The following is a 15,242-nucleotide window of genomic DNA, read 5'->3' as shown; positions in this document are numbered from 1 at the left end:
GAGTAAGCCCGCGAGCTTGCGAGCGAGCGCATCGAGATCAACGGTGAACGAGATCTCGATGCGGACCCTCGCAAGCTCGGGGCCTTACTCGATCAACGGGGAGAAACCCGTCGAGCCAGCCAGCGTGGGCCGGGACGAGTCACCCATCCGCTGGTCGAGTAAGGCACCGAGCGCAGCGAGGCGCCGCATCGAGACCACACACGCGGCAGTCTCGAAGTCTGTGCATCCGTCACGAGGCCGGGTGGTGCCGGGCCTGCAGCCAGTCCTCGGCGAGTTCGACGAGCGGACCGAGATGATGATCATGAGCCCAGGTCGAAGTCCGGTCGGGCACCGAGGCATGACCCGGCGCACCGAGAGCCCGGCTGTAGGAGGTCGACGCGACGAAGAGGCCGGCCCACACGATCAACACCATCACGATGGCCACGACCCGGGATGCCCGGGGTCGATCATGCAACCCTCCAACCTGTTCACCGGGTCCCGGGCGCGCGGCCGTTCGACGACGCGCACCGGCGGACCGTCGTCGATTCATGAGCATTGCCGGGTGTCGTCGACGTCATCGATGGACATGAACGTGCTTTCCGGCTGTCACCAGTGGTCGAGCCGAACACCATTCGGGTACATTTCGCGTCGATCGCTGCAGTTCCTCCAGACCCCTGGCCACCAGATCGGGAATGACCAGTGCCGCAGCGATTCCCACCGCACACGCGGCGACGACGTCGGAGACCCAGTGCACCGCCAGATACAAGCGGACGGCGGCGGCGAACACTGTCACCGCCAGTGCGACGAAAACCGCCCAGCGGCGAGCCCGCGCACCGGCAGTCACCGTCGCCATCAGCGCGGTGGTGACCAACAGCGCACAGGTTCCGGTGACATGCCCGGACGGATAGGAATAGGCCAGCTCGACCGTATCGAGGTGGTCCCAGAGCGGTGGACGTGGTCGTGCCACAGCCAGTTTCACGATCTCGGTGACGATTCCGGCGGCGGTGACACTGCAGACGACCGCTGCGGCGCGGCCGATGGTGCGATCCCGCATGGTGAACACGATCGCGACCACGACCGTCCACACGCCGACCATCAGCGGCCCGAACAGGTCCGAGATCACCGAGGCCGCAGGGATGAGAGCATCGTTGCGGTGGGCGACGATCCACGTCAGGACGGGTTGATCGATACCGATCGGTCCACCGTCGTAGGCCAGTCCGATCCCGACGACACACACGAGCGCAATCAGCACGGCGGCGCCCACGCGGCGCGCCAGATTCACCTGCATGTAGATCATGCTGGGCCGACCTGGCTTAGCAGACGCTGAGTAACGTTCGGCACCGCGAATACAACGGGTTACTGTCGGCTCGTGCGACTACGACCGGACGACCTCTACGGGCGGATGCGCCGTTGGTTTCGACCCGTTCGTACTCGCCTCACGGTCATCGCCGCAGCCTTGGTGACACTCGCTCTGGCGATCGCCGCCATCATCATGGTCCTCGCCCTGCGACACATCCTGCTCAGATCTGCCGACGATGCGACCGCCGCGCGCGTCGACCAGATCGCCTCGGCCCTCACACACGAGGGCGTCACCGGCATCGATCCATCACTGCTGACGACCGACCAGAACGTGGCCGTGATCCAGATCGTCGACGCGGGCGGCTCGATTCGCCTGGCCAACAACCCCACGTTCGACCACCCCATGTCTGCGCCGTTGGAACCCGGACGGCAGGAGGTCATCCACGGCGCGGTCGCGACCGGCGGCTCCGGAGGGGAGTTCCAGACCACCGCACGCGGGGTCGCGACGTCGGCGGGCCCGCTGACCGTGATGGTCGGCGCGGCCGAAAGACCCATCAACACCACGGTGGTCACGGTCGCGATTCTGTGCTGCATCGTCTTTCCGCTCATCGTCGTCGGCATGGCCACACTGACCCATTACTTCGTCGGCCGCACTCTGCAACCCGTCGACGACATCCGGCGACGCGTCGACGACATCAGCGGCGGAGATCTGAGCCAACGGGTCCCGGTACCGACCAGCGGCGACGAGATCGCAACCCTCGCTGCGACGATGAACGAGATGCTGGAACGGATAGATGCGGCCCGTCACCAGCAACTGCGCTTCGTCAATGACGCCTCGCACGAACTCAACAGCCCACTGACCACTCTGGTCGGACTGCTCGACCTGGCCCGCGCGAAAGACCAGGCCATCGACCGGGACACCGTCGATTCGGTGATGCTGCCCGAGGCCCTGCGGCTCCAAAACATGGTTGCCGACCTGCTGCTGCTGGCGCGTGCCGACGAAAGCGGAGTACCACTGCGCATCGCTGACGTAGACCTCGATGAGATCGTCAGCGCCGAGGTCGCTCGACTCGAGGCGATCACCGACCTGTCCATCGACACCCACATCGTCGCTGTCCGCGTGCGAGGTGACGCGGAGAAACTCGTCCGGGCGCTGCGCAATATCGCCGACAATGCCGTGCGTCATGCCCGAAAGTCGCTGACCCTGAACATGACTCACGATCTGCGCACTCGCACCGCGACGGTCATCGTCTCCGACGACGGACCAGGCATCCCCGACGCCGACAAGGCACGCGTCACCGAGCGGTTCGTCCGCCTCGATGCCACCCGCGAACGCGCGCGCGGCGGATCCGGACTGGGACTTTCGATCGTCGACGAGATCATTCGTGCGCACCACGGAAAGGTGATCGTGACCGACTCCGAGTCCGGTGGCGCCGCGATCGGCTTCACCCTCCCCTCCGAATCATGATCACCACGCGAACCGCCGGTCCACTCAACGTGCTCATCGAGGCAGGTGTCACCGCGCCATCAACCCCCGCCGTCTGCCGCCAATCGATACCCGACACCTCGGACCGTCTCGATTGCCTTGCAGCGAAACGGCGTATCGATTCGACGGCGCAGGTAGCTCACATACACTTCGACGACGTTCTCGTCACCGCGGTAGTTGATGTCCCACACAGAATCGAGAATCTCCGGTTTCGTGACCACCTCGCCCTTGTGGCGCATCAAGAACTCAAGCATCCCGAATTCCCTTGGTGTGAGACTCAACTCGACGTCTCCGCGCCGGACGACATGGGCTGACGGGTCCAGCGAGAGGCTCCCCGCCACCAGGACGGCCGGCCGCTCCGGTGCACCGCGTCGCGCCAGGGCCCGCAGGCGCGCGATGAACACCACGAACGAGAACGGTTTCGTGAGGTAGTCGTCGGCTCCGAAATCGAAGGCATCCGCCTGGTCGTATTCGCCGTCCTTGGCGGTCAGCATGAGGACCGGTGTCCACACCCCGACGCTGCGCATCCGACGGACCACTTCGTAGCCGTTGAGGCCGGGCATCATGATGTCGAGCACCACGACATCGAAGCGTTCGGTCGTCGCGCGTTCCAGACCGGTCAGCCCATCGTGTACGACGTCGACAACCCAGCTCTCGGCCACCAACATGCGACGCACCGTCTCTGCGACGTTGCGATCGTCGTCGACCACCAGAATGCGCATGCCCCTCAACCTTCTCGGAGACGATCGGACACCCCACGATCGCCCGTCTCCGCTGAGAGACCGCTGAGCCGGCCGACGGGATCGCGCGCCAGGACTCAGCCGCCCTCGGCGATCCCCGCCAACCGGTCCACCGACGCCCCCAACTTGTCCTCCGTGGTCGCCCGCGCCCGCGGGAGCCGGTTCGGGTCGTGCAGATTCGTCCAGTCGTATGTGTGGGTGACGACGGTCGAGTCGCCATCGGGTTCGAGTTCCCAGCGCCACAGGTGGCCCACGACCGGCTTGCCCGGCTCGGCGGGACACCACGCGATCCGCCGTCCCTCCACGAACTCGACGACGTGGTTCTCCCGCACCGCACCGTTGGTGAGGCCCATCGCGAACACATCGCCCACCGCCGTGACGCGACGGGCATCCGGAGCCGAGTCGAGGTTGTCGTTCCCGTCCCACTCGGGTTGCCGAGCCGGATCGGCGATCAACTCGAAGATCTCGTCCGCCGGGGCGTCGATCCGCCGCGTCGCCGACACCACCCGCTGTTCATCGTCCATGTGATCCATCCAACCATCGAGCCGCCCCCGAGCGGCCCGATCGGCGCGAGCGGTAGACTCCGTTCGTGGTCCTTTTCTTCGAGATTCTGCTGGTCCTGGCGTCGCTGCTGATCGTCTGGTTCGCCGTCTATGTCCTCTACCGTCTGATCAACGACGAGTCGTGAGCTCTCCGGACGCCGGCAACGGCGTACCCGAGCGTTCGGCCGCCCGCCGCTCCGGCGACGAGGCGATCAGTCAGGCGGCCGAGCGCGCCAAGGTGACCTCGGATCGCAACCTGCCTCAGTGGGGTGAGCTGCCGCTCCCCCACGACACCGCCAACCTCCGGCACGGCGCCGACCTGCACTCCGGTCTGCTGGCACTCCTGCCCCTGGTGGGTGTGTGGCAGGGCGAGGGCGAGGCGAACGACCCGGAGACCGGCGAGGACTATCACTTCGCACAGCAGATCATCGTCAGCCACGACGGCCAGAACTTCCTCAACTGGCAGGCGCGGTCCTGGGTCATCGACGAGGACGCACGCTTCCTCCGACCCGACCTCCGCGAGACCGGCTACTGGCGTATCGGCCCCGACGACACGATCGAACTCCTGCTCGCACACGCCGAGGGCTCCATCGAACTCTTCTACGGCCAGCCGCTGACCCAGACGTCATGGGAACTGGCGACCGACGTGGTGATCAAGGCCGACTCCGGGAAACGGACCGGCGGCGCGAAACGACTCTACGGACTGGTCGAGGACGGCGACCTGGCCTACGTCGAGGAACGCGTCGACGCCGACGGCGACCTCATCCCCCGGCTGTCTGCCAAGCTGCGCCGCTACGCGGGCTGAGACCGAACCACCCCGGGCGTCAGCGCGCGCGCCGCAGCCACTGCCGCCGATTCGACCACGCCAGGTACAGGTTCTTGCGCGGGATCGCGCTGTAGACGACGGTGCCCAGCATCACCACCACGGACCCGTAGTTGGTGGCCGTGCCCAGGACGGCCGGTCGGCCGGGGATCACGGCGCCCGACGACGAGATACCCGGACCCTGCGCGGGATGCCCGTCGACCCGGCGGCCCACCAGCGAGAACACCTGGCCGGTGTCGGCGTCGGCCCGCACCGGCAGTGTCACCCGGCTGTGCGGCACGATCTCGGCCACCTCGCGGTCGGTACCGATCTGGTAGACCACCGCGACGGGTTCGCTACCACTGTTGCGGATGGTCATGCTGTCCGCACCCGTCCGGTACTGAAAGGTCACCCCCGCGAGTTCCGGATCCAGGTGGATCTGCTGCGGGTAGCCGCAGTCCCAGTCGGTACTCCACGGGGTGAGGTACCGGCTGTCGAGGTACTGCCGCCGGCCGGGGACCGGCAACGAGCTGGGCATCAGCTGACCGCCGCGACTCCACAGCACACCGACGAGCGTCGGGTCACCGTCGCGGCGGGGGACCTGCAGGTAGTGCACCGCGTCGCCCGGCGGCACCGGGATCGATTCGCCCGGCTCGGCGACCACGAAGTCCAGCGGTCCGTCGCTGCCGACCGACACCATCGCGACCGGCCCGCCGCCGTGGTTGTGGACCACGACCGACCCGGCCACCCGGGCGTGGTGGACCCCGTGGGCCAGCGGGTCGTCGAACCGGAATGCCGGCGACCTGGGCGACCCGAAGTCGGGGTCGCGCGGAGTCCAGTAGTGTCCCTCTGAATCGATTGTTTCCCAATCGATTTCACCCATTCCGGGACCGTCGATCAGGAACTGGGGTTCGTCGTGCATGCCGTCGCCGACGATGATCTGACCCACCAGGACGGGCCGGCCGCCGACCCGCTCGGCCTGCAGGATGTGCGATTCGGCGGTGGGCAGTTCGACGGAGTCGCCGGCGGGCAGGTAGTTGAGGACGGTACCGACGGTGCCGGGGAGATGGGGCGTGGACAGCACGGCGAGGTCGCGGGCACCCCGATTGTGCAGGACGAGTCGGCCGGTGATCGGTGCCGTCGAGTAGGTCAGCCCGCATACGTGGCCGGCGATCCAGGTGGCGGCGCCGTCGTTGGTCCAGTCGTGGTCGTCGGGGGTGAGGAAGCGTGCTCGGACATCGTCGTCGACCGGTACCGCGACAATCTCGGCCACCGCGCCGGTCCAGCGCGGGATGTGCGGCGTGATCGTGGTGCCGTGCGCCGCCGTGGCGTGTGCCTGTGTCATGTCGGGCTCCCTTGGGCGAGTCGATCGGACATCGGTGGTTCGCGCGGCGATCCTCCGTGGATGGGTTCGATCGCGATTCACCTACATCGAGTTCACGTCACCATGGCGAAGCGAACACGAGTAGTCGACTACTTGACCTACGGATCGTGGCTGCAGTGATGTGCGTTACACCCCGCCCGCCGAGACCCGGCCCGGACATGGAACGGCCCCCGCACCGCCCGTCGAACGGGCCTTGGCCGACCGGACAAGGTCGGGGTGCGGGGGCCGGGTGACCATCTGGTGCTCGCCGGCACGGACGCGAGGGGATCAGTCCTCGAGCCGTGGCAGTGAACGCCACAGTGTCCGCGCTAGCGGATGGTCACCTCACGTGTCCAAGAGTCATACAACTTCGAACCACCTCCTTCCTCGTGTACAGCCGAACTTACGCCTGCGATCACCGTGGCGGCAATGGGTTTTCCACGGCGGCCGCGACGGGCTCGAGCTGCACCACCCGGACCTGCTCGGAGAGCATCGAAATGTCCTCGGCACCAAGATGATGCGTCACCACGACGACGATGCGTGACGGCCCGAACAGGCCGGCCGACGGAGCGAGCAATCGTGCCGACAGCGCCGCGGCCGCATCCGCGTCGAGGTGCTCGGTCGGTTCGTCGAGCAGGACCACCGGGGCCGGATGCAGCAACGCCCTCGCCAACAGCAGACGCCGCCGCTGCCCGCCGCTCATCGACTCGGCGCCGCCGGCCAGCGTGGTGTCGAGTCCATCGGGAAGCCCGGCGACCCAGTCCGCGAGTCCGACCGCGTCCAGTGCCTCGACTACCTGTGTCTCGGTGGCGTCGCCACGCGCGACGAGCAGGTTCTCCCGCACCGAGGTCGCGAAGACATGCCCTTCCTCCGCGAAGTAGCACGCGGCGGCCCGGAGGTCGACGGTATCGCCGGTCGCCTCGTCACGACAGATGATGCCGCCCGACCGCGGTGCCAGTAGCCCGGCCAGGGTCAGCAACAGGGTCGACTTGCCCACGCCACTCGGGCCGACGACGACCACCCGGTCGCCGGGGCCCAGCCGGGCGCTCACGCCGTCGGCCGGGGCGAGGTCGGGCGCCGACGGCCAGCCCCAGTGCAGCGCGTCGACGTCAACGACGACCGGTGTGGCGTGGATGGGTCGATCCAGTGGCATCCCGGTCGTGTCGACGGCCGTGTCGTGGGTGGCGCCCGCGTCCCCAGTACCGGCTCCATCGATCAATGCCATCAGCCGCGACGCGCTCTGCCGGCTGCGTTCGAGTTGGATGCCGGCCTCGGTGAGCGGTGCGGTGGACTCGAACGACGACAGGGGCAGCAGGATCAGCACACCGAACAGCATCGGGGTGATCCCGTGACCGGAGGCCACATCGGCCAGCGAGCCCGGCAAGCCCGACGCGAGGTGGATGCCGATGACGCAGGCCGCGAGCAGCGACACCCCCATCGACAGCGGTGTCGCGGCGGTGGCGGCGGCCTGCCACCGCAGTCCGCGGTCGGCCGCGGACCGGGACTCGACGTCGGCGGCGGCCGCGGCGGCGAGCACGTCGTCGCGGTGGCGCGTGACGGTCAGTTCCGGTGCATGCCAGAGTGCGGTGAGTGTCGCCTCCGATGAGCGGGCGGTGGCCGCCGCAGCGTCGGAGATGGACCTCCGCGCCCCGGTCGCCGCCAGCCACGGCGCCACGACACCGCTCACGATCAGCGCAAACGCCAGCACCACTGCCGCCCATCCGGACACGAAGGCCATGATCACCACCGCGGCCACACCGGTCACCGCACCGACCGCCATCGGGATCACCCCGCGGATCAGGGCGTTGCCGATCTCGTCGATGTCGTCGCCGGTACGGGCGAGGATCTCGCCGCGCCGCAGGGTCACCGAGTAGGCCGGCGATCCGTCGGCCAGAGCCAGGTAGACCCGCTCCCGCGCTGCGGCCATCGCGCCGAGGGCGAGGTCGTGCGTGGCCAGCCGTTCGAGGTAGCGGAACACGCCCCGAGAGATACCCAGCGCGCGTACGGCCGTGATCGCGACCGACAGAAACAGCACCGGAGGCATCTGCCACGCCCGGGTGATCAACCAGGCCGACAGCGCGGCGAGCCCCAGCGCCGACAACGATCCGCCGACACCGAGCAGGACCGATCGCACCACGGGTCGCCCGGACAGCCCGAGGAACCCGAACGCCCGGCGCAGCGGCCCCCGGTGTCGGTCACCACGTCGGCTCATCGGGCCCTCGCCGCCCCGGGCAGGTCGATGACGTGATCGGCGAACGACTTCGCGAGCGGCTGATGCGCGACCACGACGACGGTGTCACCGGAGGCCGCCCGCTCGCGTAGCGCGCGCAACACGGCCGTGGACGAGTCGGTGTCGAGGTGTGCGGTCGGCTCGTCCAGCAAGACCAGCGGCGCCGGCGCGGCCAGCACGCGCGTCAACGCCAGTCGTTGCCGTTGGCCCGCCGACAGTCCCACTCCCCCGGCACCGAGCACCGTGTGCACACCGTCAGGCAGCGCGTCGACGACGGCATCGAAACCCGTCGCCGCCATGGCCGTGCCCAGCGCGCCGGGATCCAGCCGACCGAACAGCGCGAGATTGTCGGCGACGGTGCCGGGCACCACGACCGGTTGTTGCGGCAGCCAGGCGATCTGCTCATGCAGGCTGGTGCGGTCGAGTTCGGCGACCGAGATCGATCCGATGAGGACCGATCCCTCGTCGGGAGAGATCAAACCCATGATCGACAGCAGGGTGGTCGACTTTCCCGATCCGTTCGGTCCGGTGATCACGGTGATCGACGCCGGAGCGATGACCGCACCGAGTTCGTGCGGCGCCCACCCGTCGCGGCCGTGAACTCCGACGTCGAGCAGGGTGATCGGCTGTCCGACAACCGAACACGTGCGCCGACCGATCTTCTCCGGAGCGGTCGTCGGGCTCTCGATCAGATCGATGGCCTCGCCGGCGGCTGCGGCACCGTCCGCCGAGTTGTGGAACTGCGCGCCCACCTGCCGCAGCGGCAGGTAGGCCTCGGGAGCCAGGATCAACGCGAGAACTCCTGCATACAGACTCATCTCGCCGTACACGAGCCGCAGGCCGATGCCCACGGCCACCAGCGCGACGCACAGCGTGGCCAGCAACTCGAGGACCGCGCCGGACAGGAAGGCGACCCGAAGCGCGGCCATCGTGCTGCGCCGATGCGCGCGACCGAGTTCGGCCACCCGGATCGCCGGGCCGCGGGACCGGTTGAGTGCCCGCAGCGTCGGCAGCCCGGCGATGAGATCGAGCAACTGCGCCTGCAGACGGCTCATCGTCTCCAGCTTGCGGGCGGTGCGATCGCGGGTCATCAACCCGATCAGCACCATGAACAGCGGGATGAGCGGCAGCGTGATCAGAATGATGAGCGCCGACGGCCAGTCGGTGAGCGCGATGACGACGATCACCGCGGGCGTGACGGTCATCGACACGATCAGCGCCGGAAGGTATCCCGACAGGTATGGGTCGAGGTCGTCGAGGCCACGCAGGAGCACGGTGGCGGCCCGATCGCGGCGGGTCAGGAGGTCTCGCGGCGCGGTGCGGTCCGGGTCGGTGAGGACGTCGGTCGCGCGTGTCCGGAGTTGAGTGATCACGCGCGCCGACGCGTGTTGTGCAGCCCGGTCGCGCAGATAGCCGGTGACGACGCGCACCGCAATGGCCGCGGCGAGCACCCACAGATGGGTCTGCTGCTCGGCGAAGGAGCGGCGTGACGGATCGACGATGAGTTCGGACACGATGGATGCAGACATCGCCGCGGTCACCACGATCGCCGCGGTGGTGAGGAAAGCGAAAGCGGCCGACACGATGACGTGTGCCCGGGCGGCCGACGAGTATCGCAGCAGCCGCGGGTCGACGGGCCCCGCGCGTCGCGCCGGCGCCCCACCCGCCGTCGCGCCTCGTTCGACCGCGGGCGCCGAAGACGCCTGCGCGCGGCTCATTCAGTCGGTATGCGCAGCGACGGCAGGCCCGACGGCTCCGGGATCTGATCCACCGAGATCCGCTTGCGGAACACCCAGTAGCTCCACGCCTGGTAGCCGATCACCACCGGTGTGATGATGAGGGCGGCCCAGGTCATGATGGTGAGCGTGTAGTGGCTCGACGAGGTGTTGTCGATGGTCAGGGTGTAGTCCGGATTTGTCGACGACACAAGCACATTCGGGTACAGCACGGAGAACAGGGTCGCCACGGTACCGGCGATGGCGATCGAGGTCGCGAGGAAGGCGATCCCTTCACGCTGGATCTGGGTCGCACCGACCATCACGACGGCCGCGATGGCGGAGATCAGCACCGGAACCCAGGTCCACGCGTTGCCGTAGGCGAACTGCGTCCACAACAGGAAGACCGCCGCCACGAAGAGTGTCGGAATCGCCAGTCGCGCTGCGAGTTTCATCGAATCCTGCTGCAGCACACCGGACGTCTTGAGCCCCAGGAACACCGCGCCGTGGGTCAGGAACGCGAGCAGCGTCGTCACTCCGCCCAGCAATGCGTAGGGGTTGAGCAGGTTGAAGAACCCGCCGGTGTACTGGGCGTCGGCGTCGATCGGGATACCGCGGACGACGTTGGCGAATGCGACACCCCACAGCACGGCGGGAATCCACGAACCGAGTCCGATACCGATGTCGGCCCAGGCCCGCCATTTCGGGTCGTTGATCTTGCCGCGCCATTCGATGGCGCACACCCGGGTGATCAGGCCGACCAGGATGAGGAACAACGGGAGGTAGAACGCGGTGAACATGGTTGCATACCAACCACCGAACGCGGCGAAGAGCGCTCCGCCTGCGGTGAGCAGCCACACCTCGTTGCCGTCCCACACCGGACCGATCGTGTTCAGGATCGCGCGACGACGCTTGTCGGGGTCGGCGAGGTCGTCGTCCGGCGCCACGTCGGCGTCGCCACCGGTGTGACTGCGGCCAAGGAACGGCATCAGCATGCCGACACCGAAGTCGAAGCCCTCGAGAACGAAGTAGCCGATGAAGAGGACCGCGATGATCAGGAACCAGAATTCGGGGAGACCCATCAGTTCACTCCTCAGTACGCGAACGAGAGTTGTTTGGGCTCATCGGAGTCCGACGGCTCGTCCGGTGGGATGGCGTCGTAGGCGGCCGGACCCTCGATGATGTACCGGCGTTGCAGCAGGAACCACACCACGCCGAGCGCGCCGTAGAGCACGGTGAACCCGATGAGGGTGACCCACACGGTCGCGGCGACGTGGTTGGACACCCCGTCCTGCACCAGCATGTGAATCCGCAACGGGTCCAGGTCGTTCTCCCAGTTGGGCGCGACCACCCATGGCTGGCGCCCCATCTCGGTGAAGATCCAACCGGACGCGTTGGCAAGGAACGGCATCGGAATCATCCAGAGGGCGAGAATGCCAAACCGTCTGGATTCGACCACCCGCTTTCGTCGCGTCAGCCACAGGCCGCCGAGGGCGACCACCGCCGAGCCCAGGGCCCACGTCATCATGGCGCGATAGGCCCAGTACGTCACGAACAGGTTGGGCGCGAAGTTCTGGTTGGGCATGTTCAACGCCTGCTGGTACTGCTCCTGCAGTTGATTGACGCCCATGATCGTCGCGTCGACATTGCGCGTCGCCATCCAGGACAGCAGGCCGGGGATCTCGATGACGTCGTGCACGCTGTCGCAGTTGTTCTGCCGACCGAGCGAGAGCACGGAGAAGGGGGCCTTCTCGGTTGTGTTGCACAGCGATTCGGCCGACGCCATCTTCATCGGTTGTTGCTTGAACATGATGACGGCCTGCTGATCACCGGTGACGAACAATGCGGCACCGGCAACCACGGTGAGCCACAGCGCGAATCGTGTCACCGGGCGCCAGAGCTGGCGTGCGTCGCGCTCGAGATCCTCGGGCGTGGCGTCGATCTGGCTCGGCGAGGTGGTCTTCGGCATCCCCGAGGCGTCACCGGTCTCGATCGCCTCGCGCAACTTCTTGGCCCGCCACATGTTTCGTGACATCCACCAGATACCGATCGCCGCGACAAAGGTTCCCGAGGTCAGCCAGGCGCCGGCGATCACGTGCGGGAACGCCGCGAGTGTCGTGTTGTTGGTGATCACGGCCCAGAAGTCGTTCATCCGCGGGCGATTACGCGTCTCATCCCAGACGACGCCCACCGGATGCTGCATGAACGAGTTGGCCGCGATGATGAAGTAGGCCGAGGCGTTGACACCGATGGCGGCCAGCCAGATACAGGCCAGGTGAACCCGCCGCGGCAGGCGACCCCATCCGAAGATCCACAACCCGATGAAGGTGGATTCGAGGAAGAACGCGACCAGGCCCTCGAGCGCCAGCGGCGCACCGAATACGTCGGCGACGAAGCGGCTGTATTCACTCCAGTTCATCCCGAACTGGAATTCCTGCACGATGCCGGTGGCCACACCCAACGCGAAGTTGATCAGGAAGAGCTTGCCGAAGAACTTGGTGGCGCGCAGCCACTGTTCGTTCCCGGTCACGTGCCACACCGTCTGCATCACCGCGATCATCGGCGCCAGGCCGATCGTCAGTGGAACCAGGATGAAGTGATAGACGGTGGTGATCCCGAATTGCCATCGGGAGACATCAAGAGCGTCCATGTCGCCTCTATCAGAGTCGGTGTACCGGGCTGCGATACACGGGCCGGGCCGGTCCTTCGGTGGACCCGTTCAGGTGTCGAGCACCTCTCTACTACTGGCGGTAGTAGCGACGATGGGCTCACGCTACGCTGCGCGGTTCACCCGGTCCAGCGACCAAGGTCCCAGTGGCACCGTTGTTCATTTGTGGGTTTGACCTCACGCCACCCTTGACCGTGGACTATGTCACGTTTCGATGTCATCGGCCGGGCGACGCCCTCATTCTCAGTCAACCGAAATCGCCCGGTCCACCAAATCCCTGAATTCGTCGCCATTCGGTGATGTCGGGATCACATACCGATTGAGCGAGATGACGCGTGCGGCGAGAGTGACGCTGCTGACCAGCCACACCGAGTCGGCCGCGATCAGGTCGGCCCGCCGCAGGACCTCAGTGCGGGTCGTCCAGCCCTCGGACTCGGCGAGCTCGAAGATCGCCCGCTGCGTGGTCCCGGGGAGGATGCCGATCTCGACGGGCGGTGTCACCAACGTCTTTCCGCGGACCACGATGACCGTGGACCGCGGGCCCTCGAGCACGACTCCCTCACTGCTGACGTAGATGACGTCGTCGTACCCTTCCTCGGCGGCGTGGCGCAGGGCCGCCATGTTGGTCGCATAACTCAGGGTCTTGGCGCCGAGGAGTTGCCACGGCGCGCGGCCGGCCAAATCCATCGAATAGCCGCGGTCCAGCGTGGTCACGGCAATCCCGTGCTCACGCGCATGGTGCACCCGGTCGCCGACGGGACCGACCATGACGTAGGCGGTCGGGCCTGCGGCGGGCGCGCTCTCCCGGCCGCGAGAGCAGACCAGCCGCATCCAACCCTCGGTGTTGTCCGCGGCGACCGACCACTCCTTTTCCGCCACGGTGATCGCCTGCTGCCAGGCATCCCGGTCCAGTTCGGGCAGCGCCATCATCTCCAGGCTCCGGGTCATGCGGTCCAGGTGCGCCGAGACCCGGCGTGCCCGCCCCGACCGCACCAGCAGCGTCTCGAAGACCCCGTCGCCGCGAACGGCGGCCAGGTCGTCGGCGTGGAGAAACGGTTCGGCCGCGTCGTGCACCGTGCCGTCGAGGGTCACCAGGATCTGCTGCGTCATGGCGACGAGGGTAGCGGGCCGGGGTGACCACAACTGCACGGCCGAGAACGTCGCACCCGCCCCGTAGAATCGAGGCGTGACCGCGTCACCCATCCTGACCAGGTATTCCCCGCAGGGCGCTGTGCCCGGCCCGCCCGACGGCTCCGACGCCGCGACGCCACGCGTCGCCTGGCATTTCGGAGATCCGCTCGGCGAGCAGCGCGCCGCCGCACGCGGCGCGATCATCGTCGACCGATCCGATCGGGCGGTCATCGAGCTGCCCGGTGAGGAGCGACTGTCCTGGCTGAACACGATTTCCAGCCAGTCGGTCGCCGACCTCGCGGACCGATCGAGCGCCGAGAACCTGTCGCTCGACGCCAACGGTCGCGTCGAGGAGCATTTCGTACTCACCGACGTCGACGGAGTCACCTGGATCGACACCGAGGGCCCACGTGGTCGTCCACTCCTGGACTTCCTCACCAAGATGGTGTTCTGGGCCAAGGTCTCCCCCGGCGCACGCCCGGACATGCGGGTCCTGACACTCGTCGGACCCGGCGTCACGCGTGGCCACATCGCCGAACTCCTGGAGTTGCCCGAGGGCGCGCCGATCTATGCCGCAGGAGATCTGCCCGAGCTGCATCACGAGGAGGAACCGCTGGGCTTCTGGCGGGTGATGCCGCCGATCGGTGCGGGCGTCGGAGGCCTGGCGGTCGCGCCCGGTTCGACCGATGTCGGCCTCCCCGTGGTCGACATCGTGGTTCCCGAGGCGGCCGTCGAATCCTGGTGGACGCTGCTCACCGACGCGGGTGCGCGGATGGCCGGCACCTGGGCGTATGAAGCGCTGCGGGTCGCGGGCCTGCGACCGCGACTCGGCGTCGACACCGACGATCGCACCATCCCCCACGAGGTGAATTGGATCGGCGGTCCCGATGAGCTCGGCGCCGTGCACCTGGACAAGGGCTGCTACCGCGGGCAGGAAACGGTCGCGCGCGTCCATAATCTGGGCAAAGCGCCGCGCCGGCTGGTGCTGTTGCATCTCGACGGCAGCACCGACGACCGGCCGGCGCCGGGTGACGCGGTGACCGCGGGTGGCCGTGCAGTCGGCCGGATCGGCACCGTCGTCGACCACTTCGAACTCGGTCCCATCGCGTTGGCACTGGTGAAACGCTCGGTGGGCGCCGACGTCGCGCTCATGATCGACGGCGAGTATCCGGTCAGCGCGCAGATCGATCCCGACTCGATCACCACCGACGATCGCGTGCAGGCCGGACGAGCGGCCGTCGAGCGACTGCGGCATGGACCGGGCGCGGGAGCGTGAACGCGCCCGGG

13 protein-coding genes are annotated in these 15,242 nt (G+C 67.6%); 3 read left to right on the top strand and 10 right to left on the bottom strand.

Annotated elements, in window-relative coordinates:
• Positions 1 to 229 precede the first annotated feature (229 nt).
• Entirely contained in the window at positions 230 to 454 is a 225-nt protein-coding gene (locus ACWDTI_RS25030) for a hypothetical protein (RefSeq protein WP_449740833.1), read from the bottom strand.
• Positions 455 to 553: 99 nt separating this feature from the next.
• Positions 554 to 1,276 (bottom strand): phosphatase PAP2 family protein, encoded by a 723-nt coding sequence (locus tag ACWDTI_RS25025; protein WP_449740832.1) that lies wholly within the window; start codon positions 1,274 to 1,276, stop codon positions 554 to 556.
• Positions 1,277 to 1,381: 105 nt separating this feature from the next.
• Between ACWDTI_RS25025 and ACWDTI_RS25020 the strand changes: the two genes are divergently transcribed.
• A complete protein-coding gene (locus ACWDTI_RS25020; protein WP_449740838.1) occupies positions 1,382 to 2,746 on the top strand; it encodes an ATP-binding protein in 1,365 nt (454 codons plus the stop codon).
• 59 nt (positions 2,747 to 2,805) lie between these two features.
• Here ACWDTI_RS25020 and ACWDTI_RS25015 read toward each other — a convergent pair whose 3' ends face one another.
• Together ACWDTI_RS25015 and ACWDTI_RS25010 are read right to left on the bottom strand one after the other, a co-directional pair.
• Positions 2,806 to 3,486, bottom strand: a complete 681-nt coding sequence (locus ACWDTI_RS25015; protein ID WP_449740831.1) for a response regulator transcription factor — start codon at positions 3,484 to 3,486, stop codon at positions 2,806 to 2,808.
• 95 nt (positions 3,487 to 3,581) lie between these two features.
• Positions 3,582 to 4,037: an SRPBCC family protein gene (locus tag ACWDTI_RS25010; protein WP_449740830.1), complete on the bottom strand. Its 456-nt coding sequence runs from the start codon at positions 4,035 to 4,037 to the stop codon at positions 3,582 to 3,584.
• Positions 4,038 to 4,188: 151 nt separating this feature from the next.
• On the opposite strand from ACWDTI_RS25010, the gene ACWDTI_RS25005 reads away from it, so the two are divergent.
• A complete protein-coding gene (locus tag ACWDTI_RS25005) occupies positions 4,189 to 4,851 on the top strand; it encodes an FABP family protein (protein ID WP_449740829.1) in 663 nt (220 codons plus the stop codon).
• A 19-nt stretch (positions 4,852 to 4,870) separates the two neighbouring features.
• Here the strand turns inward: ACWDTI_RS25005 and ACWDTI_RS25000 are convergent, their stop codons facing one another.
• From ACWDTI_RS25000 to ACWDTI_RS24975, 6 genes are all read right to left on the bottom strand, one after another.
• On the bottom strand, positions 4,871 to 6,193 hold the full coding sequence (locus ACWDTI_RS25000; RefSeq protein WP_449740828.1) for a hypothetical protein: 1,323 nt from the start codon (positions 6,191 to 6,193) through the stop codon (positions 4,871 to 4,873).
• A gap of 433 nt (positions 6,194 to 6,626) precedes the next feature.
• Entirely contained in the window at positions 6,627 to 8,423 is a 1,797-nt protein-coding gene (gene cydC / locus ACWDTI_RS24995; protein WP_449740827.1) for a thiol reductant ABC exporter subunit CydC, read from the bottom strand.
• The gene (gene cydD, locus ACWDTI_RS24990; RefSeq protein ID WP_449740826.1) at positions 8,420 to 10,159 is read right to left on the bottom strand and encodes a thiol reductant ABC exporter subunit CydD; all 1,740 of its coding nucleotides are present in this window, start codon (positions 10,157 to 10,159) and stop codon (positions 8,420 to 8,422) included. Before cydD ends, cydC begins: the two co-directional genes overlap by 4 nt.
• Positions 10,156 to 11,238 carry a cytochrome d ubiquinol oxidase subunit II gene (gene cydB / locus ACWDTI_RS24985; RefSeq protein ID WP_449740825.1) on the bottom strand — a complete coding sequence of 361 codons (1,083 nt, stop codon included), beginning with the start codon at positions 11,236 to 11,238 and terminating at the stop codon, positions 10,156 to 10,158. Before cydB ends, cydD begins: the two co-directional genes overlap by 4 nt.
• A gap of 11 nt (positions 11,239 to 11,249) precedes the next feature.
• Positions 11,250 to 12,806 carry a cytochrome ubiquinol oxidase subunit I gene (locus ACWDTI_RS24980; protein ID WP_449740824.1) on the bottom strand — a complete coding sequence of 519 codons (1,557 nt, stop codon included), beginning with the start codon at positions 12,804 to 12,806 and terminating at the stop codon, positions 11,250 to 11,252.
• A gap of 261 nt (positions 12,807 to 13,067) precedes the next feature.
• The gene (locus ACWDTI_RS24975) at positions 13,068 to 13,934 is read right to left on the bottom strand and encodes an aminodeoxychorismate lyase (protein WP_449740823.1); all 867 of its coding nucleotides are present in this window, start codon (positions 13,932 to 13,934) and stop codon (positions 13,068 to 13,070) included.
• Positions 13,935 to 14,010: 76 nt separating this feature from the next.
• Between ACWDTI_RS24975 and ygfZ the strand changes: the two genes are divergently transcribed.
• Positions 14,011 to 15,231 carry a CAF17-like 4Fe-4S cluster assembly/insertion protein YgfZ gene (ygfZ, locus tag ACWDTI_RS24970; RefSeq protein ID WP_449740822.1) on the top strand — a complete coding sequence of 407 codons (1,221 nt, stop codon included), beginning with the start codon at positions 14,011 to 14,013 and terminating at the stop codon, positions 15,229 to 15,231.
• The last annotated feature ends 11 nt before the right edge of the window (positions 15,232 to 15,242 follow it).

It is taken from the genome of Gordonia sp. NPDC003424, from assembly GCF_053588655.1.
This window is presented reverse-complemented; position numbering and strand designations above follow the sequence as displayed.

Excerpts from the sequence above, each read along its gene's own strand:
- ACWDTI_RS25025 (WP_449740832.1), bottom strand. The coding sequence starts at position 1,276 with ATGATCTACATGCAGGTGAATCTGGCGCGCCGCGTGGGCGCCGCCGTG.
- ACWDTI_RS25020 (WP_449740838.1), top strand. The coding sequence starts at position 1,382 with ATGCGCCGTTGGTTTCGACCCGTTCGTACTCGCCTCACGGTCATCGCC.
- ACWDTI_RS25015 (WP_449740831.1), bottom strand. The coding sequence starts at position 3,486 with ATGCGCATTCTGGTGGTCGACGACGATCGCAACGTCGCAGAGACGGTG.
- ACWDTI_RS25010 (WP_449740830.1), bottom strand. The coding sequence starts at position 4,037 with ATGGATCACATGGACGATGAACAGCGGGTGGTGTCGGCGACGCGGCGG.
- ACWDTI_RS25000 (WP_449740828.1), bottom strand. The coding sequence starts at position 6,193 with ATGACACAGGCACACGCCACGGCGGCGCACGGCACCACGATCACGCCG.
- cydC (WP_449740827.1), bottom strand. The coding sequence starts at position 8,423 with ATGAGCCGACGTGGTGACCGACACCGGGGGCCGCTGCGCCGGGCGTTC.
- cydD (WP_449740826.1), bottom strand. The coding sequence starts at position 10,159 with ATGAGCCGCGCGCAGGCGTCTTCGGCGCCCGCGGTCGAACGAGGCGCG.
- cydB (WP_449740825.1), bottom strand. The coding sequence starts at position 11,238 with ATGGGTCTCCCCGAATTCTGGTTCCTGATCATCGCGGTCCTCTTCATC.
- ACWDTI_RS24980 (WP_449740824.1), bottom strand. The coding sequence starts at position 12,806 with ATGGACGCTCTTGATGTCTCCCGATGGCAATTCGGGATCACCACCGTC.
- ACWDTI_RS24975 (WP_449740823.1), bottom strand. The coding sequence starts at position 13,934 with ATGACGCAGCAGATCCTGGTGACCCTCGACGGCACGGTGCACGACGCG.